The 18948-nt window shown below is 43.8% G+C and carries 18 protein-coding genes; 10 read left to right on the top strand and 8 right to left on the bottom strand.

The window, feature by feature from the left end:
• From ASF99_RS17485 to ASF99_RS14810, 3 genes are all read left to right on the top strand, one after another.
• A partial coding sequence (locus ASF99_RS17485; RefSeq protein ID WP_200934668.1) for a hypothetical protein occupies window positions 1-1160 on the top strand: 1160 nt, incomplete at its 5' end.
• Between the two features lie 16 nt (window positions 1161-1176).
• Window positions 1177-1872 carry a WxL domain-containing protein gene (locus tag ASF99_RS14815; RefSeq protein WP_055969678.1) on the top strand — a complete coding sequence of 232 codons (696 nt, stop codon included), beginning with the start codon at window positions 1177-1179 and terminating at the stop codon, window positions 1870-1872.
• 21 nt (window positions 1873-1893) lie between these two features.
• Entirely contained in the window at window positions 1894-2913 is a 1020-nt protein-coding gene (locus ASF99_RS14810) for a DUF916 and DUF3324 domain-containing protein (RefSeq protein WP_055969673.1), read from the top strand.
• A gap of 38 nt (window positions 2914-2951) precedes the next feature.
• On the opposite strand, the gene pepT is transcribed toward ASF99_RS14810, so the two are convergent.
• Window positions 2952-4187, bottom strand: coding sequence for a peptidase T (pepT, locus tag ASF99_RS14805; protein ID WP_055969672.1), 1236 nt, complete (start codon window positions 4185-4187; stop codon window positions 2952-2954).
• A gap of 109 nt (window positions 4188-4296) precedes the next feature.
• Here pepT and ASF99_RS14800 point away from each other — a divergent pair, with 109 nt between their 5' ends.
• A complete protein-coding gene (locus ASF99_RS14800) occupies window positions 4297-5295 on the top strand; it encodes a zinc-binding dehydrogenase (protein WP_055969668.1) in 999 nt (332 codons plus the stop codon).
• 84 nt (window positions 5296-5379) lie between these two features.
• Here the strand turns inward: ASF99_RS14800 and ASF99_RS14795 are convergent, their stop codons facing one another.
• The gene (locus ASF99_RS14795; RefSeq protein ID WP_055969665.1) at window positions 5380-6564 is read right to left on the bottom strand and encodes a class I SAM-dependent rRNA methyltransferase; all 1185 of its coding nucleotides are present in this window, start codon (window positions 6562-6564) and stop codon (window positions 5380-5382) included.
• A 183-nt stretch (window positions 6565-6747) separates the two neighbouring features.
• Between ASF99_RS14795 and mutT the strand changes: the two genes are divergently transcribed.
• Window positions 6748-7152 (top strand): 8-oxo-dGTP diphosphatase MutT, encoded by a 405-nt coding sequence (mutT, locus tag ASF99_RS14790; RefSeq protein WP_023469769.1) that lies wholly within the window; start codon window positions 6748-6750, stop codon window positions 7150-7152.
• On the opposite strand, the gene ASF99_RS14785 is transcribed toward mutT, so the two are convergent.
• The 5 genes from ASF99_RS14785 to ASF99_RS14765 all read right to left on the bottom strand — a co-directional run bounded on the left by ASF99_RS14785 (window position 7127) and on the right by ASF99_RS14765 (window position 13359).
• Complete coding sequence (locus tag ASF99_RS14785) at window positions 7127-10291, bottom strand: DUF3427 domain-containing protein (RefSeq protein WP_055969662.1); 3165 nt, start codon at window positions 10289-10291, stop codon at window positions 7127-7129. The genes mutT and ASF99_RS14785 overlap by 26 nt on opposite strands.
• A gap of 126 nt (window positions 10292-10417) precedes the next feature.
• The gene (locus ASF99_RS14780; protein WP_023469767.1) at window positions 10418-10867 is read right to left on the bottom strand and encodes an OsmC family protein; all 450 of its coding nucleotides are present in this window, start codon (window positions 10865-10867) and stop codon (window positions 10418-10420) included.
• 83 nt (window positions 10868-10950) lie between these two features.
• On the bottom strand, window positions 10951-11883 hold the full coding sequence (locus ASF99_RS14775) for an aldo/keto reductase (protein WP_055969659.1): 933 nt from the start codon (window positions 11881-11883) through the stop codon (window positions 10951-10953).
• Between the two features lie 13 nt (window positions 11884-11896).
• Window positions 11897-12787 carry an aldo/keto reductase gene (locus ASF99_RS14770; protein ID WP_055969656.1) on the bottom strand — a complete coding sequence of 297 codons (891 nt, stop codon included), beginning with the start codon at window positions 12785-12787 and terminating at the stop codon, window positions 11897-11899.
• A gap of 86 nt (window positions 12788-12873) precedes the next feature.
• Window positions 12874-13359 carry a cupin domain-containing protein gene (locus ASF99_RS14765; RefSeq protein ID WP_055969643.1) on the bottom strand — a complete coding sequence of 162 codons (486 nt, stop codon included), beginning with the start codon at window positions 13357-13359 and terminating at the stop codon, window positions 12874-12876.
• 156 nt (window positions 13360-13515) lie between these two features.
• Between ASF99_RS14765 and ASF99_RS14760 the strand changes: the two genes are divergently transcribed.
• The 3 genes from ASF99_RS14760 (at window position 13516) to ASF99_RS14750 (ending at window position 16341) form a co-directional block, all read left to right on the top strand.
• Window positions 13516-13797 (top strand): putative quinol monooxygenase, encoded by a 282-nt coding sequence (locus tag ASF99_RS14760; protein ID WP_055969640.1) that lies wholly within the window; start codon window positions 13516-13518, stop codon window positions 13795-13797.
• A 219-nt stretch (window positions 13798-14016) separates the two neighbouring features.
• Window positions 14017-15420 (top strand): YfcC family protein, encoded by a 1404-nt coding sequence (locus tag ASF99_RS14755; RefSeq protein ID WP_055969638.1) that lies wholly within the window; start codon window positions 14017-14019, stop codon window positions 15418-15420.
• 99 nt (window positions 15421-15519) lie between these two features.
• Window positions 15520-16341, top strand: coding sequence for a DUF1028 domain-containing protein (locus ASF99_RS14750; RefSeq protein WP_035395554.1), 822 nt, complete (start codon window positions 15520-15522; stop codon window positions 16339-16341).
• Between the two features lie 40 nt (window positions 16342-16381).
• Here the strand turns inward: ASF99_RS14750 and ASF99_RS14745 are convergent, their stop codons facing one another.
• Window positions 16382-18019 (bottom strand): glycosyl hydrolase family 28-related protein, encoded by a 1638-nt coding sequence (locus ASF99_RS14745; protein WP_055969635.1) that lies wholly within the window; start codon window positions 18017-18019, stop codon window positions 16382-16384.
• 141 nt (window positions 18020-18160) lie between these two features.
• Here ASF99_RS14745 and ASF99_RS14740 point away from each other — a divergent pair, with 141 nt between their 5' ends.
• Both ASF99_RS14740 and ASF99_RS14735 read left to right on the top strand, forming a co-directional pair.
• The gene (locus tag ASF99_RS14740) at window positions 18161-18640 is read left to right on the top strand and encodes a hypothetical protein (protein WP_055969633.1); all 480 of its coding nucleotides are present in this window, start codon (window positions 18161-18163) and stop codon (window positions 18638-18640) included.
• 34 nt (window positions 18641-18674) lie between these two features.
• Complete coding sequence (locus ASF99_RS14735) at window positions 18675-18938, top strand: hypothetical protein (protein WP_055969630.1); 264 nt, start codon at window positions 18675-18677, stop codon at window positions 18936-18938.
• Window positions 18939-18948 lie beyond the last annotated feature (10 nt).

Raw genomic sequence — 18948 nt, 5'->3', positions numbered from 1 at the left:
AGACAACCCCACCTGAGAGCGAAAATCCACTAACATCCGAGACAACCCCACCTGAGAGCGAAGACCCACCAACATCCGAGACAACTCCCCCTGAGAGTGAAGACCCACCAACATCCGAGACAACCCCACCTGAGAGTGAAGATCCACCGACATCTGAGACTTCGTCAACTGAAGAAGATGAAACAACAGTAATTGAGCAACCTCAGTCAGATGATAACGAAGAAAGTACACCTAATTCTGAAACATCGAAGTCAGACAAAGGAAAAAATACAGCAGTTCCTAACTTACTTTCCATAAGCTTATTAGGTACTTCAAGCTTAAGTGCAAGCTATCAAGAGGTTCAAATTGAAAATGACGGTACTAGAAAAACGATTGAATTAACGAATCGATTTTCCGCATTTCTAGGATTGGGGCTTTCTAATAAACAATATATTGTTTTTATCATTCCACCAAGTATCATGGATAAAATTAAAGCAGAGAGTGTTTATTTAGAATATTCCAAGTCGGGAAATATTGTTAAAAAGGAAAGTGTTACCATTGATAAAACAAATAATTTAATTTATTGGAATACGTCTTCGATTATTTCAGTAGGGTTGCTAGGGTTATTAAACAATATCGAATATAAACTTGTTTTCGAAATAAATAATTTACCTATCAATTCTACAAATCAATACACTTTCAAAAGTGCTGTCATCGATGAAGCGATTGATTTAAATATTTTAAGTAATAGTACAGCATCAGCAGATTTAATGATTGGCTCAACACTTCGTTTGACGACTCCGACCACTCTTGATTTTGGTAGTCATGAGTTGACGGGGCGAGAGAAGATTATTCCTCGTGTATCCCCAATGACGATTGCGATTTCTCACGAAAATGCCACAGGATATAACTGGAAGTTACAAGCGAGTCTCAGTCGCCCTTTGACGAGTACGACAGGTGATGTCTTAACCGATGTTCTTTATTTTAAGACCGCTTCGAAAACCCAATTACTGCAAACAACCGCAATTGAAGTGGCTACGGGAACGATGTCGGCGAGTTCAAATCAGACACCGTTGACGTACGCTGAAAATGAAGGCATCGTTCTCGATTTAACAGGAAAATTTCCGAAACCTTTATCGTATAGCGCAGACATTCAATGGAGTTTAGTCGATGCACCGTGAAAAGGGGAGAACAAAGATGAAAAAACGCTTTGCTTTTTCAACGATCTTGATAAGTACTGCTTTAATGTTAGGAACGACCTCTGCGTGGGCTGCGAATACCTCAACGGGAACATCCAAGGCTGAAATCACATTTACGACGAATGCAGCACCGATCATCGTCGATCCAGACTCACCTAATCCGAATACTCCCTATAGACCTCAGGATAACGGAGGAAATACGCCAACCGGAAACACAGGACCACTCACACTCGATTATGCACCTAACTTCAATTTTGGCTCGAACGAAGTACTTGTTAATAAAGCACTCTTCAAAGCAAAAGATCAAAAGCCTTTTTTACAAGTAACGGATCGACGTATTCTCCCTACGAAATGGGATGTTAAAGTAAAACTCAGTACCTTTAAAGATAGCGGTGGGAAAGATTCCTTGGCTGGATCCACGTTGACGATCGATGCGGGTGATGTACAAACCTTGATTGGATTACCAATTAATGCAGCACCTACGACAGGAAATGTTACCTTAACACCTGGAAATCCGGGAGATGCAAAAGTTATTTTAGCATCAGCTGCTGGAACGTTTTCAACGTGGCAAATTTATTGGAAGGGAAACGGGACAGATAACGATCGCATTACGCTGAACGTTCCTGTCGGTGTTCAAGTCGAAGGAAAACATACCGCTACGCTCGATTGGACGCTCTCTGACGTCGTGAATTGATGAGAAAATGGGGGGAGAGAGATGAAACGATGGGGAGTCGGTTGTCTAATCGTTTTGCTTTATGGATTACTTGTCTGGATGACACCTTCAGACAGTTTTGCAGAAGATCGTGTTAATTTTTCAGTCGAAGCGGTTCCGAATGCGTATCAGGTCGATTCCGGTGTAACCTATTTCGATTTAAGGATGCCAGCGCAACAAAAGACGAATCTTCAAGTTCGAATCTATAATCACGGACCCGCTGATCATACGTTTTTAACTTCAATCCGAAATGCCACAACGAATAATAACGGTTTGATCGTCTATGATCAGAAAAAATCCGTTCCATTAGCGTCGACTTCGTTGACGGATCTCATTAAACCGAATACGCAATCAACATTCATTAAAGGCGGAGAGTCGAAAATCGTTTCTTTACCACTTGAAGTGTCAAATGAGTTGGATGGGACATTGCTTGCCGGTATTCGGATTGAGAGCAAGCCGGAAGGTGAAACGACTAACGACAATACCATCGGCATTCAAAATCGGCATGCTTATGTCATTGGATTAAAAGTCCGTTCTTCAATCAAAGAGACTGCACCCATCATCACATATGAGGGTGTACAGGCAAAATCCTCTTTTTCAAGACCTACTGTTTTCGTTAAATTAGCAAATCAAGCACCGACCATTAGTAAAACGATGAAATTCGAAGCAATCGTCACGAAAGGAAAAAAAGTCGTGGTTCGAAAACAAATGGACGTTCGATTCGCACCATCGATTTATATGAAAACACCGATTGAAACGACAGGAATCTTAGAACCCGGCACGTATCACATTAAGATCCGCGTTGACGGAGAAGGCAAGACGTGGAAGTGGAAAGACAGCTTTAAGATTACGAAGCGTCAAGCAAATCAGATGAAAGAGCAGATACCCAATCGGGATATCGAAAAAAATTCGAACTCCTTTGTCGGAGAATGGTCGAAGGAACTTATGATGGCATCGACCTTAATCATCTTTTTATTAATCGGTTATATCTATCGTTTGAAAAAGCAGCAACGCCAAGCATAAAAAAAGCAGATTCTCAGCGCTGAGAATCTGCTTTTTGATTAGCGAGCAGCTTGTTCAAACCCTTGAACAATGGCGATGATGACTTGCGTCGCTTTTACCATGTTATCAACGGAGATGAATTCGAACTTGCCGTGATAGTTCTCGCCACCGGTAAAGATGTTCGGTGTCGGAAGACCCATGTATGAAAGCTGTGATCCATCCGTCCCACCACGGATCGGCTTAATGATTGGTCGGATATCAAGGGATTCCATCGCGGCATGAGCGATATCAACGATGTGCATGTGAGGTTCGATTTTTTCACGCATGTTGTAGTACTGGTCATGCAAGTCGATTTCAACGCTGCCTGCTCCATACTTTTTGTTCCACTCCTCAACGAGAGCAGATAAGAAGTGTTTCCGTCCTTCAAATGCTTCACGATCGAAATCACGAATGATGTAGTCGAGCGTCGTTTTTTCAACAGAACCGTCAAACGAAATCAGATGGAAGAATCCTTCAAAACCATCTGTGAATTCAGGAGACTCTTCTCCAGGAAGACGATCGTGAAATGCCATCGCATGTTTCTGCGAATTGACCATCTTGTCTTTTGCTGTTCCCGGGTGAACGTTCGTTCCGTGGAAAACGATTTTAGCAGCCGCTGCATTGAAACTCTCGTATTCGAGTTCACCCAGCGGACCGCCGTCGACTGTATAAGCATACGTTGCATCGAATGCTTCGACATTGAAATGATGTGGTCCACGACCAATTTCTTCATCTGGCGTAAAGGCAACACGAATGCGACCATGTTTGATTTCCGGATGCGAAATCAAATGGTGCATGGCTGTCATGATTTCTGCGATTCCGGCTTTATTGTCGGCACCGAGTAATGTCGCACCATCCGTCGTCATCAATGTGTGACCGACATAGTTGTGAAGTGCAGGAAAATCAGTAGGCGATAGGATGACAGACGGTGCTTCACGCAACGTGATCGGATTTCCGTCATATGCTTCCACGAGTTGCGGACGGACATTCGTGCCCGTGAAATCCGTCGCTGTATCCAGGTGAGCAAGGAAACCAATTGTCGGAATGTCTGCATCTGTATTAGCAGGTAACGTCGCCATGACATACCCATTGTCATCGACTGTGACTTCCTCCATACCGATTGCATTTAATTCTTCTACAAGCAAACGAGCCAGTGTCCATTGTCCTTCAGTTGTTGGAACAGTCGTACTCTCGTAGTTCGATTGTGTATCGATTTTCACGTATGTAGTTAGACGATCAATCAATTCTTGTTTCAAATCAAAAACGTCCCTTCTCGTCATAAGATACCTTCATCATAGCATGAAGACCTAATGTGAGAGAATTCTGAATCATGATAGACTAATAATGAAAAAGGGGGAATTCTTCATGAGAGCATTCGTAGTCGATCAGTACGGAAAAGACGCATCACTTATAGAAAAAGACGTCACACCTGAAAAAGCGGGGAAGTACGAATTACGCATTCAAGTCGAGGGGTCGAGTATCAATCCACTTGATACGAAGATGTTCTTCGGACACGTGGCAGCAGCATCGACGACTGGAATTCTCCAGGGCGATGTAACGGGGAGAGTCATTGAAATCGGCGAGGGTGTGACGTCTTTTTCTATCGGCGATCGCATCGTCGCATTCGGTGGTGGGCTTGGAACACGTGCCGGTGCGCTAGCGGAGGAAATGCTTGTGCCCGAACAGATGGCAGTCTTACGACCAAAAGAGGTCTCAGCTGAGATTGCTGGTTGTTTACCGGTGATCGGGTTAACGGCGATGGAGATTTTAAAAGAACGGATCGTAATTACACCAGGAATTCGTGTGTATGTAGCAGGTGGAACGGGCGGAGTGGGACACCTGACTGTTCAACTTGCGCGTCATTATGGGTGCGACGTCACAGCGAGCGCCTCTTCGGACGAGAAGGCAGCTTGGTTAGAAGCGAGAGGGATTCGCGTTCATCGGTATAAGGAAGAATCAGCTGAAGCATTGCTCAAACGACTGGATTTTGACGGATTCGATGTCATCATTGATACGGTGGGTGGCGATCATTTACAAGAATCGTTCATACTCGCTAAAGAACGCGGACGCATCATTTCGATCGCGACACGGACGACACAAGATTTAACGATGATGCATAGTAAAGCCTTATCACTTGAAGCTGTGTTCGTCGCACTTCCTTTGCTAAAAGGAAAAGTAGATGAGATGAAGCGACAGCAACATCACTTAGCAGAACTTATTCATTTAGTAAAAGAAGGCACAATCGAGATTCGGATCGAAGAGCAGATTCCTTATGAGCGCGATGTGTTAAATGATCTCTACCAACGATTTGATCAAGCATCACATTTTGGTAAAGTGAGTGTGCGTCCAAGTCTTAAAAAATGATTCTTCATTTATTTTACATTTCCTGTTAAAAACATAAAAAATCCGCTACTGAAATTTTCGGTAGCGGATTTTTTAGATAACAGATCATTTACGGCGAACAAGAATACTTTTTTGAGCGAGTTGCGGCATAGAAGGAGGAGTCGGGAAATCTTTCTGCTCCGGTTGCTCCCATACGACTTCAAATTTTTGACGCAATTTGTTGAAGGCCTGCTCGATAGCTTTTTTCAATTGTGACGCATCAAGAGCAGGACTATCTGTCGTAATCGCAAGCAATCCTCCGCGATTCGTCAGATGAATGACTTTTTGGATCCAAGGAGAAAGATCCTGTTCCGTTCGAAACTGACGCGTCCGTGTATTCACTTGTACGGGCGGATGGAACAAGACAACGTCAAAACGAGTCTTTTTATCTGCTTGTTCGATGTAGTCGAACGCATCCTGAACTACAATCTTTTGTTTTTCAGGAGTAAAACTGTTCAACACAAGATTATCTGTTGTTTTATTTCGACTACGTGTCGAGAAATCAACGCTTGTTGTTCGGGCGGCTTCACCATAAAGGGCAGTTACCGTCAGCGTTCCTGTATCAGAAAAGAGGTTAAGTACGTTCTTTTCTTTAACTGAATCCATCAGAACTTTACGAAGTTCGCGTTGCGCGATATCGAAGCCAGTCCGCATGCCAGCGTCAAGGTCGTATGCATACCGTGCACCATGTTCCTGCAGCATTTCTGGAAAATCACCGCGTTCACCCATTAAAAAATCGTCGCCTTTGACGGGTTGAAGATCGATAAGAAAATCTCGTTTTTCATAAATGCTCTTATAGTGAACGAGCGATTCAAGCGCCTCGAGAATCATCGGGCGAAAAGTATAGATGCCTTCATTTTCGAAGAGGATGAGGTAATGATGGTCATAACAATCAATCGTCAGTCCACCAATACCATCACCTGCACCATTAAAAATACGGAAAGCTTCGGACTCTTCTTCAAAAAAGTCGTTTCTTTTGTCTAGAGCTTGTTCGAAAAGGCGTTTGAAGAAAGCAACATCGATCGTGTCTTGTTCATCCATCGAGAGTGTCCAACCGACACCCTTTTCTTGCTTGCCAAAATAGCCAGTTGCAAGGTATTCTTTATGTTCTGTCATCAGATGAAGCAGTCCACCTGCTTCTTTAATATGTTGCAAGGATTCAAACATTTCTTTACGTAACGCGGGATAACCGCTTCGAATCAATTCAATCCATTCGGATTTGACGACGATCGGATAGAGTTCACGGGGCATCTAATTTCCTCATTTCTACTTGTGGATAAGTGTGATTAGTATATCATAAACAGAGTTATCCACATGTGGATAACTTGATATAAATAAAACCGTTAATCCTTATGTAAGTAAAAGGACTAACGGTTTTTGTTATGATAAGCAAAGAACTGAAAAATCTACAGTGATTTGGAGTGAAACATAAAAATGAAAAAACATATTCAAGTCGTAGGGGCTGTCATTCGCAATGATCATAATGAAATATTGTGTGCACTTCGTAGTAGCCAAATGTCATTGCCCAACTTATGGGAGTTTCCTGGGGGGAAAATTGAGCTACATGAAACGCCTTCACAGTCTTTAGTTCGCGAGATCAATGAAGAATTAAAATGTAACATTAAGGTCAAACAACCAATCGAAAAAACGACGTACGAGTACGATGCTATTATTGTTACACTGCATACGTTTGAAGCTGAAATCGTAACAGGAGAACCGATTGCCGTAGAACATGCAGAGCTTCGCTGGGTATCTGTTTCAGACCTTGATCAGCTTGAATGGGCTCCTGCTGATATTCCTGCAGTTGAGTACATTAAGAAAGAGTTTGCCACTCCTTAAACAGTTCAATTGATAGTGGAGAATGAAGTGACCAAGTCACACTAATCGGTTTAGAACCTGTACTTTGAAGATGCTTTAACTGGCCAAAGTATGTGAACGGTAGCGCTCTTCCTTGTTCTTTATCTGCTTTGCGCATGAACAAATGAATACGAATTCCTTCGCTCTCATGGTTTTGATATAAAGTACCCGCTTTACCTGTAGCGGTTGCATTGCTTTGAGACTGCCAGTGGAAACGATATTGATCTAAGAAATAATCGTTATATTTTAGTTGCTCATCAATGGCTTCATCTTTGTGTAAATTCACGAATAAAATGTAGTCGTCACCAGCTTGAGCTACGCCTTCACGCCAAGAACCTTCCTGACTTGGTGAACATAGGAGACGTTGGATAACAGAACGATTGTATGTTTGATGTAATAGAAACGCCTGATCTTCGATCAACCAATTAATTCGATCTGGTAGTTGGTGAAATGCAAGTAGACCTGCTTGGATAAAATGCATCATATATGAACGTAATTCAGTTAATTGTTGAAGTGCTTGAACGACTGTATTTGAAAAGCGATAGCGTTCTTCTGATACAGCATCTAGCAATTGAATACGATCATTTTTAAACGCAGTAGACCAGCGTTTAAAAAGATGATGAATAATTGGTCGCTTTGAAAAAGAGTGATTCGGTGATAAGGCGAATTCTTTGAAAACTTCTTGTTCAATATCTTGTACTGAAGCAGAGGGGTGATGCAGTAAATGTTTTAAAATTAGTAAGCTGAAGGGCTCACGAATTGGAAATAGTCCTTCGAGCTGTTCAACAATTTTGCGTGTAGTGTCATCGAGCAATAAACGTAGTTCTTCATCGGTAGCATGTTTTTCAAGTTGTTTAAGACGTAATGTACTTCTCCATTGCTGAACAATACTTTCAACAGCTGGCGCCTCTTTATGTGTAACTAAATCATTTAAACTCGGAGGATTTCCGATCATGCGTGTCAGCCTTTGATAACTTTCACGGAGCTGTTTGCTAGCTGAAAACTCTATTTTTTTCATTTGTTCAATAATAAATCTTTCTGTAATTGAATCTAGAATGGCTAAAGAACCTTCCGGTAAAATCGGAAAATGCTGTTTTACAGCAGTAGCAATTTTATAACGATCAATAGAATGAAACGATTGTTGACCAGACAACACAAGCGGTGCAACAAAAGCCTTTTGACTATTTCCGATAAAATCTAAAATCGTAACAAATTCTTTTGAGCTATGTTTACGTAAGCCTCTCCCCAATTGTTGAATAAAAATTGTAGGAGACTCCGTTGGACGTAAAAATAGCATTAGATTGACTTTTGGAATATCGACTCCTTCGTTAAACAAGTCAACTGTAAAAATATATTGCAGTGGATCTTGATCGTCCTCTAGTCGGCGAATGGCCTCTTCGCGTTCATCTTCGGACTGTTTACTTGTAACGGCCATTGCTTCAATCTGATGTCGTTTAAATTCTTGCTCCATAAACTCTGCATGATTGATATTGACGCAGAATCCTAATCCAACAGCCTGATTACCACTAAACCCAAATTTACGAATCATTTCAACAATATAATCTGTTCGTGTTGATCGTTCGAGTGCAACAACAAGATCTTGTTCTACATAAAAGCCGTTTTGCTGAGGAATAAGAGAATAATCAATCGATTCATCATCTTGAATCCCAAAATAATGGAATGGTGAAAGTAAATCTTGTGCTAAGGCATCATACAGACGAACTTCGTAAGCGACATTATAGTCAACAAGCTGGAAGATATTTTGACCATCCATTCGTTCTGGTGTTGCCGTTACGCCAAGCAAAAATTGAGGTGTAAAATAGTTAAGAATGTTTTGGTAAGAAGCAGATGAAGCGTGATGGAATTCATCAATGATGATGTAGTCAAACGTATCCTGTAAAAATTGATTAAGATGAACCTCTTTTGAAAGTGTTTGAACGGTAGCGAAGGTAAATTGTGCATCTTGAATTTGTTGTGATCCTGAATATCTACCAAATGTATAACTTTCATTTGAAAAAACTTGCCTAAATGTATGCTCAGCTTGTGATAGTAGCTTTCCACGATGTGCAACAAATAATACTTTTTTAGCGTGAGCTTGACGGACATCAAATGCTGCTAAATACGTTTTCCCTGTTCCTGTTGCCGCAATGACCATTGCTTTTGTTTCTTTTCGCTCGCGCAAACGATTCAGTTCTTCTAAAGCTGGAATCTGCATGAGGTTTGGTTCAATAACGGTGTAATCGACAGCGGGTTCGGCAACTGTATCGCGGATAGAAAATGATCTTATAGGTGGTGTTTCTTGTTGGTACTGTTCGTATTGAACTAATAATTCTTCTGTACATATAGTCGCTTCGTGGCTGTTCCAAAGCTGTTCAAATAAGTTTTTCGCTTGAGTGACTAATGTTGTGACGGGTGTAGAAGGTATACGAATATTCCATTCCATGCCGTTCGTTAAAGCTGATTTTGATAAATTAGAAGATCCAACAATAGCACTATCCAACTGATCAGGACGAGAAAATAAATAGGCTTTCGGATGAAACGCATGATTTTTTTTAATCGGTTCATAAATTTTTACTTCGATATTGCTGAATTCCATCAACTGTCGGATAGCCTTCGCTTCTGTAATATTCATATAGAATGAAGTCAATATACGAATTGGTTTGTTTTGAGCTTCTGCTTCTTTTAAGGCTGGGACAAGCGTCTGAATTCCAGAATGTCGTGTAAAACTCACCATCCAATCAGCAGCAGATGCTGTCCATAATTCTTGATTGATGTGATGCAATAACTGTTCTTGTTCAAGTTGGCCAGGAGCAATGAGTTCCCAAGCACGCAAAGAATTTTTATATTGTGTAGGTAAAGCATGAGTTGTGCTAGTAGTGAGTTCACGATGAAGCGGCGAGTCGATCGGAGGTTGATTTAAATGCAGGAGCCATTCATTGACCGTTTCAACCATTTGATCAGGTTTATCTTGTTTTTGTAAATGGTCTAAAGATTGATATAGTACTTGATTAAGGTGCGTAAGTAATTCTGTTGTGTAGTCATGTGCTGGTACAGAGACACTTGTTGTATCGGATTGTGAGTTAGCTTCAGTTGAAGAACGTAGTGTTTCATAATAAGACATGGTTATCCTCCGAATGATATTAAATGGTATTTATAATAAGTAAATCATCAATAATATACCAATAAATAGCTAAATAAAGTAAAAAATCATCATTTAACTAAAAAGTTAAACGATGATTTTAGTTTGTTAATTTGAGACTCGCTCCACAACAGCCTCAAGCGATACTTTAACATTACCAGCCAGTGCCCGCGTAATCATACACGAACTTTCCGCTTTTTCAGCAAGACGTTGCGCCTTCTCCAGATCACGATCCGACAGATCGGATGGCAATAAGAGTTTCGGACGATGAATGATCGCGTCGTATGTGAAGACACCGTTCGTGACATCGACGATGCCTTCAGATTCCATCGTTAACGAGACTTTTGGAATGTGACTACGCTCAAGCATCGCGGCAAGCGTGATGATATAGCACGTAGCAGCAGCCCCAAGTAACATCTCATCTGGATTCGTACCAACCCCTGGACCATCCATGGCGTCCGGAATTGAGATTTTTGTTTTTAGTTCACCCGTCTCGATTTGACCGACATCATTGCGATTGCCCGGCCAGTCTGCGGTTAAATGAAAATGGTGTTTCATGATCAATCGCCTCCATGCCTCCATCATACGAAGTTCAGCATGATTTTTCGCCTATTCTGCTCATGTACATACGAAGAGAACAATCAGCTAAAAATCTGGTCGATTTTTTCGATATCCTCTTGTGACAACTGAACATCTAACGTACGCAACGTATCCGTCACCTGATCCGGTCGTTTCGCACCAGGGATGATGGCATCGATGCCGTCTTGTGCCAAATACCACGCGAGTACGATGTGTGCGACTTCCGCATCATGTGCTTCTGCGATCGGACGTAGTTGATCGACTTTTGCGAGGTTTTCCTCGAAGACATCTTTTTGGAACAAAGGATCGTTTTTTCGTAAATCATCAAACGTCGTCTCTTTCGTATATTTCCCTGCCAATAATCCAGCAGCGAGTGGGAAGTACGGGACGAACGACATGCCGTTCTCAACGATATACGGGAGTAACTCTTTTTCCGCATCTCGTTTGAATAGGTTGTATTCCCCTTGATAGACGTCGACATGTCCGTCTTTGTTCGCTTCCTTCAGTTGTTCGAGTGAGAAGTTCGAGACACCGATTGCACGAATCTTTCCTTCTTTCTTCAGTTCTGCGAGTGCTGCGACGGCTTCATCCTTTGGTGTCGATTCATCCGGAAAATGGATGTAATACAAATCGATATAGTCTGTCTGAAGACGTTTTAAACTCTCTTCGACCGATTGACGGAGAAAGTCTGGTGAATTGTTCATGACGACGTTTCCGTCAACGAACTGATGCGCACCTTTCGTCGCGAGAACGACATCTTCTCGAGCGACTGTGTCGTTCCAGACCTCACCGACGAGTTCCTCCGAACGTTCTGGTCCGTAGATGAAGGCTGTGTCGAGGAAATTGATGCCTTGCTTCAAAGCGACACGAACGAGATCGCGTCCGGTTTGCTCATCGAGATTCGGATACAAGTTGTGTCCACCGACAGCATTCGTACCGAGACCGATGGGGTGAACGAATAGGTTAGATTGACCAAGTTGAACATGTTTTGTCATGAAAATGACCTCCTTAAACGATATCGAGTGGTTCTTTTTTTGTTGGTGCTGGGAACGCTTGATCAAGTGCAGCGAGCTCTTCCTTTGTTAAATTCAGGAGCGCGGCGCGACCGTTGGCTTCGACATGATGTGCTTGTCCGGCTTTAGGAATCGCGATGACGTCGCCTTCACGCATCGCCCATGCGAGTAGAATCTGTGCCGGTTCAACACCATGTGTCTCAGCGAGTTCCTCGACGGTCGGATGATTCAGAAGTTGATCACGTAATGAACCACCTTCTGCTAGTGGGCAATACGCCATCACTGGAATTCCATGCTCACGTAGTAACGGTAATAGTTCATACTCGATTCCCCGTGATCCAAGGTGATAGAGTACCTGATTGACAGCGCATTGATCACCACCTGGCAGTGCCAACAGTTCTTTCATGTCTGATACGTCAAAATTCGATACACCCCAACGGCGAATCTTGCCTTCTTGTTTTAAAGCTTCCAGCCCTTCGACCGTTTCTTTGAGTGGAATATCACCACGCCAGTGAAGGAGGTACAAATCAAGGTAATCGGTGCCGAGGCGTTCAAGTGTGTTGGAACAAGCCTGCTTCAATGCTTCTCCGCCAGCGTGATGCGGATAGACTTTCGAGACAAGAAAAACTTCCTCGCGTCGATCTGCAATCGCGTCGCGAATCAATTCTTCAGAAGCACCTTCCCCGTACATCTCTGCCGTATCGATGAGTTCCATTCCACTATCGAGACCGACACGGAGTGCTTCGATTTCTGCTTCGTGCTTTTCCGACTCTTCTCCCATTCGCCATGTGCCTTGTCCGAGTGCCCGAACATGCGTCTGATCGGGAAACGTCACCGTTTTTTGCTTTAATGCAGCAAGTATCAACGTCTTTTCTGTTGCGTTCATCGTTCTTCCTCCTTTAGTAGAGAGACAATAGTAGGGTTTACCACGCGAACTCCGAACAAAAACGTCTTCTTCAAGAGAAGGAGACGTCACCAATGCTCAAACAAAGGACCGTGATCACCGAATACAGGATCTTGAGTTGGGCGCATCACCTGACGAATACGTTGAAGATTTTCCGGGCGTTCACTTGTTTGACCTGTCAGCGTATCGTAGTCTTGACCATCCGGATAGGCACCGATCACTCGAAAGTGTCGACTTGTATCAAGTGCTTTATGTCCCGTACCTGCAGGAAGTAAAAGAATATCTCCGCTCGTCAAAGTGAAGGTCTTACCGAGCGGACCACCCAGCTGAACGGTTGCATGCCCTTCGAGAATCCCGATCACTTCATGGGCGATACTATGATAATGATGAAAGTCAAAAATGCCATCCACCCAGCTATTACGCCAGTCATGTGCATGGAAGGTCTGTTCGATATGTGATGGCTCTGTAAATGCGTGCCGATAAATCAACACGGGGAATGTCGGGTTGTTCGGAATGTGCCCGTCATCCTCAAAATAAAATACCTCAACGCGCATCTTCGTTGCTCCTTTCTCTGGTGTGGCACAAAGTAATAATTACATCTTTAATTACCCGTAATTAAATATCATCAATCGTCCGAGCATCTTTATGGCGTAACGAATTCGTAGGTGCTAAGATGCTTAAGTTAATGAAATTACAAAGGAGGCTTTCCGATGATCGCCATCGAAGCAAAATTAGAAGTACAACCCGCAAAACGAGAAGAATTTTTAGCAGCAACTAAAACACTAGTGGCAGGATCACGTGCTGAAGCAGGAAACATCAGCTATGACTTGTTCCAAAGCACAGAAGACGAAAATGTCTTCATGATGATTGAAAAATGGGAAGACCAAGCTGCAATCGAAGCACACAACACAAGTGCTCATTTCGGACAGTTCGTTGCGTTTGCACAAACGGCTCTCACTAAACCATTAGACGTTCAATCGTTCCAAGCATAATCATAAGCGATTGACATGACACATAAGGAAGGTATTCTAGGTTCATGACCTAGCATATCTTCCTTTTTTGTTTCATGCGATATGATCGATTAAAGCCTCTATTTAAGTTAGAAGTATTCCACTTTTCTTTTACAATCGTATGACATTTCATTGAAACTGTTAGTTTTTCCCTGATTAGGGCATTATTCTTATAATGACACAAAAAAGGAGGCCTTTATCATGAATGAACGAACGAATGCACCAGAGTCGAAGCGATCATTCTTCAAGATGCCTCATACATATGCCATCATCATGGCGATTCTCATCATCTCAGTCATCTTGACGTATACACTTCCAGCAGGGCAATTCGACCGTGAAAAACAAGACGGACAAACCGTCGTCATCGATGGCACATATCGCGCGGTAGAGTCTGCACCTGTCAATCTCTTTGGTTTATTTGAAGCAATCCCGCAAGGCATGGAAGCGGGTGCTGCGATCATCTTCTATATCTTTCTTGTCGGTGGTGTCTTCGGCATCATTCGTCAAACCGGCGCCATTGAAGCAGGAATCAATCAATTGATTCGCCGATTCGGTCAAAAAGGGCACATCATGATTCCGATGACGATGTTCGTCTTTTCGATTGCCGGGGCGACGATCGGGATGGCAGAGGAAACGATCATCTTCGTGCCGATTGGGATCATGTTAGCGCGTGCCCTTGGATATGATGCGATGACAGGAGCCGCGATCGTCAGTCTAGGGGCGGCGGTTGGTTTTGCCGGCGGGATGTTGAATCCGTTTACGGTAGGTGTCGCTCAATCAATTGCGGAAGTACCGCTCTTTAGTGGTCTTGGGTACCGAACGGCTGTGTATATCGTATTTTTAGCAGTGACGATTCTTTATGTCATGAACTACGCACGGAAAGTCAAACATGATCCGGCGCGCAGTCTGGTTTATGATCTTGAACAACGTCGCTCGGAAGAAGCAGCGACAACGATTTCACGCTTTTCGAAACGTCATGCTTTCGTCTTACTGGTTTTAATCGGTGGAATTACGCTCAATGTAATCGGAATCTTTGAATGGGGATGGTATTTGACGGAATTAACCGCATCCTTCTTGATCATCGGGATGATTGCGGGAATCGTTACGCTTGGTGTAAACGGAACGTTCGAGAGTTTGATTGACGGTGCGAAAGCTGTGACGTTCGGCGCCTTGATTGTTGGGTTTGCTCGAGCAATCGTCGTCATTCTCGAAGAAGGACGTGTTATCGATACGGTCATTTACGGCTTATCGAATGCCGTAGGACATTTACCGACGTTCTTTGCTGTCATCGGGATGTACGCCGTGCAATTGATTACGAATTTCTTCATTCCATCCGGGAGTGGACAGGCGGCAACGACGATGCCCATCATGGCACCATTGTCCGATTTACTCGGGATCGAGCGTCAAGTAGCTGTTTTAGCATTCCAATACGGAGATGGATTGACGAATATGATTTTCCCGACGAGCGCGCATTTGATGGCATTTCTCGCAATCGCAGGCATTCCGTATGAAAAATGGCTTCGTTTTGTCTGGAAGCTTTTCGCGATTTGGATTGCCTTGGCATGTGCTGCCTTATTACTTGCCGTGACGCTTGGTATTCAATGAAGTCGACCTTTCGGACAGGTGTCCGGAAGGTTTTTCAGTTGCAGGAATCGGGAAGCGTTATCACGAACGGAATAGGTAATGACTAAAGGGGGAACTGAAGTGACATATTCAATCGTTGGGTATTGTGAAAAAGAACAAGCGTGGGGCGTTGCCGTTCAGTCGAAGTTTTTAGCGGTCGGGAGTGCTGTACCATTTGCAAAGGCGGGAGTGGGTGCGGTAGCAACACAATCGTTTGCAAACACGACGTATGGTCCTGAAGGATTGCGGATGATCGAACAAGGCGCTTCAGCGGACGAAGTACTACGTCGATTAACGGAAGCAGATGAAGGACGAGCGGATCGCCAGGTCGGTATCATCGATGCGAATGGCAAGAGTGCGACATTCACGGGTGAGGGATGTAACGACTGGGCAGGTGGGATTGCCGGTAAACACTTTGCAGCGCAAGGGAATATTCTTGTAGACGGCAATACGGTAAAAGAGATGGCACGTGTCTTTGAATCAACGCAAGGTCCGCTTGCAGAACGTTTGTTGCGTGCGTTAGCAGCTGGTCAAGCAGCAGGCGGGGACTCACGCGGAATGCAATCAGCGGCACTGCTCGTCGTCAAGGAGGGTGGCGGATACGGTGGATTCAACGACCGCTATATTGATTTACGCGTTGACGATCATCCGAGTCCGATTGAGGAGCTCGAACGTATCTATCAACTGCATACACTGTATCTGCAACCGAGTAAGCCGGAAGAAATCAAGCCGATCGATGATGTCTTAGAGTCAGAGTTGATGGATAAATTACTAGCGCTCGGCTACCGGGGTGATTTCGAAGACGCGTTTCGGACATATCTGCATACGGAAAACTTCGAGATGCGCGAACAAGCGGATCGTGCGATTGATACACGCGTTCTCGCGTATATTCGATCCCAATGAAAAATGACAGGGTGGACCGCGGTCCATCCTGTCATTTTGTTCATACTTGTGACGACTGGGCGCGAATTGGTATTTTGAATCCGGTCGCGATGAACCGTTCCATTTCCGGTTCCGATTTAGCGTTCAAGCCAACTGTTCCGTCTCCTTTTAATGCCACGTTCGTCAGCTTGACATGCGTGATGTCTGGACCGATCGTAATCCCGTGTTTGGCGGAATCCTCAATGCGGATATCACGAAGGCGCACGTCTTCAGCTCCATTTTCTCCACCAAAGATTTGGATGTCCGTTTTCGCTTGTCGGAATCCGCTCATCTTCAACTGACTGAGCGTGACGTTCCGTGCCTTATATTGAATCCCGATCATCGGTTGTTCTTGATAGTCATAATACGGATCACCGAGCACCGTAAAATCATGTATGACGACATTACGGTAAGCGGAAACGACGAGCGCACGCGGTTTTGAATTCGCATAGAGTTCCGTATATTTGGGGGTCTGAGCAATCAAACGCGTTGCGATGATATTATAAGCCGTCTGAGACGTCGGATCAGTCGCTTGATGGTGACCGATATGTCGGAAGTTAAAGGCGCGATGATCATCAATCGATAGGTGACCGACGATTTTGACGGTTGAGGCAGCAGAAGAGGTCGCATGTGCCTTGATTTCGAGTCCACCGAAACACCGACTTGTTGCGTTGTTGAACAACCAGACGTCGCGTGATCCATCATCGATCTCGATTCCATTTGAATTGGAGAAGCCTTCTGCATGGGCACGTCCACTTGGGTCATGCATGAAGCAGTTCGAGATGAAAAGATGGTCACTGTGGTGCGTCGTGATTCCGTCATCGCCGAATCCGGAACCGGTCAATCCGTCGAACCAGATGAATGAACTACTTAAGTTCGCGCGGGCGCCGTCCCCGTTGTAATTGTAATAGGGCGTCGAGATATCGAAACAGTGAAGCCCCGGGTTGACGGCCTCGACATCAAAGACCCAGGCATAGGTGACATGCGCATATGTGAGACAACTGGAGTGGTTGCCCCATGTGCTACTTTTTTTCGCGTCACCGATGCGTTTGATGTTCCAATCGAGCGTCATTTTCTCGACAAGAAGATGATGATTGCCGAGAAGATAATTTTGATTCGTCACGAGACGACGGCCTTTTGGTGCCTTATCGTGCATCTTTAAGATTGTCTTCCCTTTGCCTGCCCCCGTTAAGATCGTGTAACTAGGTAAGCGAATCCCCTGAACGACGTACGTACCGGCCGGGACATGGACTTGTCGATGTCCATCACCAAGCGCGTCGATAAACGCTTGTGTATCATCCGTCTGTCCATCACCGACTGCGCCAAAAGCAGTAACATCGACGGTTTCGACATCGCTGATCAAACGTTCGAACTCATGATTGAGACGACCGAACCAACTCGGTCGAACCTCATCGCTTGGTGTTACGAAAGCGGGTGTCAGCGGTAGAATATGTTTATCACGGTTCGTCAAAAATAATGGTGAAATCATCGAACGAAGCGTTCGACTGAGGTTAGGATTGCGTCGTGGTGCAATGAATGCACTATCGTGTAGCAGTTGCTCCGCTTGTCGAACTGCTTGTTCGTTGGTTGACGTTTCAACGTATTCCTGAATCAACGCCGCATTTTGATACGGATCATGCGTGTGATCGAGTTTTAACATGAAATGGTTCCCCTCTCTGAATAGGTCTGTCTACCTTTTCCCCTCTCCTTACACAATCATTCCTCGTTTCAAGACATCCATAAAAATACACAAAAACTTTTAATATGGATTATAATGGTATTTAAAAGAGGGGGTCTTCTGATGTCACTTCGAAAACGACTCGTAATTGGTATCGGACTGATTTTGCTAATCTTAGGAATCGGTAAGCCACTGACAGAAGCGGCTTTTCAAGCAATGAAGCCAAAAGCGGTTCAGACGTCTGGAATCGAAATGAATAGATCATGTAAACCGAACTGCAATAAAAATGGAAAATTGTTAAACATTCCTTTTCTTTCGTGGTTGCCGAAAAAGAAGATGAAAAATGATGAAGATTTGCGTGTTTGGGACACGAACGAAAAGCCAAAAAAACAGAAAGATCTTAAACCGAAAAAGAGTAAGGTGATCGTTGTAGGGGTTGAAAATGCTAAGAGAGGTACGAATGAAAAAGGAGGATCGTCCTCATCGATGTTACTGATGAGTCTGCTTGTTCTCCCTCTATTCATCATAAGCTATATCGTTTGGCGGAAACGTCGAAAGACCAAGAAGCACAGTGAAGAACTGATAAAAACTGATAAAAACTGACCTCCAAGTACAGCCTCCCCATAATGACTTTATTTTGACAGAGGAACAAATCAATCTACCAGATGCCTGGATTCGCAAACAGCTCATCCAGTTCAATCAGATCCTACCGGTCCGTTTACAGCGGCATGATACAGAGACGTTTCAGGAATGGTTCCTGCGTATCGGATTTCAACCTTCTCATCTCTTAATAAAAGCCTATCTCTTAGAACGATACACAGAAAAAGCTACTACGTTATCGGAGAGGGACAAGCAAACGATTCAGGGAGAATTTGGAGCATTTATGCATCAGTTTGATTGAAAACGCTCGA

Source organism: Exiguobacterium sp. Leaf187, from assembly GCF_001423925.1.
Classification (GTDB): domain Bacteria; phylum Bacillota; class Bacilli; order Exiguobacteriales; family Exiguobacteriaceae; genus Exiguobacterium_A; species Exiguobacterium_A indicum.
The sequence above is the reverse complement of the archived record's forward strand: the minus strand, read 5'-3'. Positions and strand labels throughout refer to the sequence as shown.

Excerpts from the sequence above, each read along its gene's own strand:
- ASF99_RS14745 (WP_055969635.1), bottom strand. The coding sequence starts at position 18,019 with ATGTTAAAACTCGATCACACGCATGATCCGTATCAAAATGCGGCGTTG.
- ASF99_RS14815 (WP_055969678.1), top strand. The coding sequence starts at position 1,177 with ATGAAAAAACGCTTTGCTTTTTCAACGATCTTGATAAGTACTGCTTTA.
- ASF99_RS14755 (WP_055969638.1), top strand. The coding sequence starts at position 14,017 with ATGAATGAACGAACGAATGCACCAGAGTCGAAGCGATCATTCTTCAAG.
- ASF99_RS14800 (WP_055969668.1), top strand. The coding sequence starts at position 4,297 with ATGAGAGCATTCGTAGTCGATCAGTACGGAAAAGACGCATCACTTATA.
- ASF99_RS14775 (WP_055969659.1), bottom strand. The coding sequence starts at position 11,883 with ATGACAAAACATGTTCAACTTGGTCAATCTAACCTATTCGTTCACCCC.
- ASF99_RS14765 (WP_055969643.1), bottom strand. The coding sequence starts at position 13,359 with ATGCGCGTTGAGGTATTTTATTTTGAGGATGACGGGCACATTCCGAAC.
- ASF99_RS14740 (WP_055969633.1), top strand. The coding sequence starts at position 18,161 with ATGTCACTTCGAAAACGACTCGTAATTGGTATCGGACTGATTTTGCTA.
- ASF99_RS14785 (WP_055969662.1), bottom strand. The coding sequence starts at position 10,291 with ATGTCTTATTATGAAACACTACGTTCTTCAACTGAAGCTAACTCACAA.
- ASF99_RS14770 (WP_055969656.1), bottom strand. The coding sequence starts at position 12,787 with ATGAACGCAACAGAAAAGACGTTGATACTTGCTGCATTAAAGCAAAAA.
- ASF99_RS14795 (WP_055969665.1), bottom strand. The coding sequence starts at position 6,564 with ATGCCCCGTGAACTCTATCCGATCGTCGTCAAATCCGAATGGATTGAA.
- ASF99_RS14780 (WP_023469767.1), bottom strand. The coding sequence starts at position 10,867 with ATGAAACACCATTTTCATTTAACCGCAGACTGGCCGGGCAATCGCAAT.
- ASF99_RS14760 (WP_055969640.1), top strand. The coding sequence starts at position 13,516 with ATGATCGCCATCGAAGCAAAATTAGAAGTACAACCCGCAAAACGAGAA.
- mutT (WP_023469769.1), top strand. The coding sequence starts at position 6,748 with ATGAAAAAACATATTCAAGTCGTAGGGGCTGTCATTCGCAATGATCAT.
- ASF99_RS14810 (WP_055969673.1), top strand. The coding sequence starts at position 1,894 with ATGAAACGATGGGGAGTCGGTTGTCTAATCGTTTTGCTTTATGGATTA.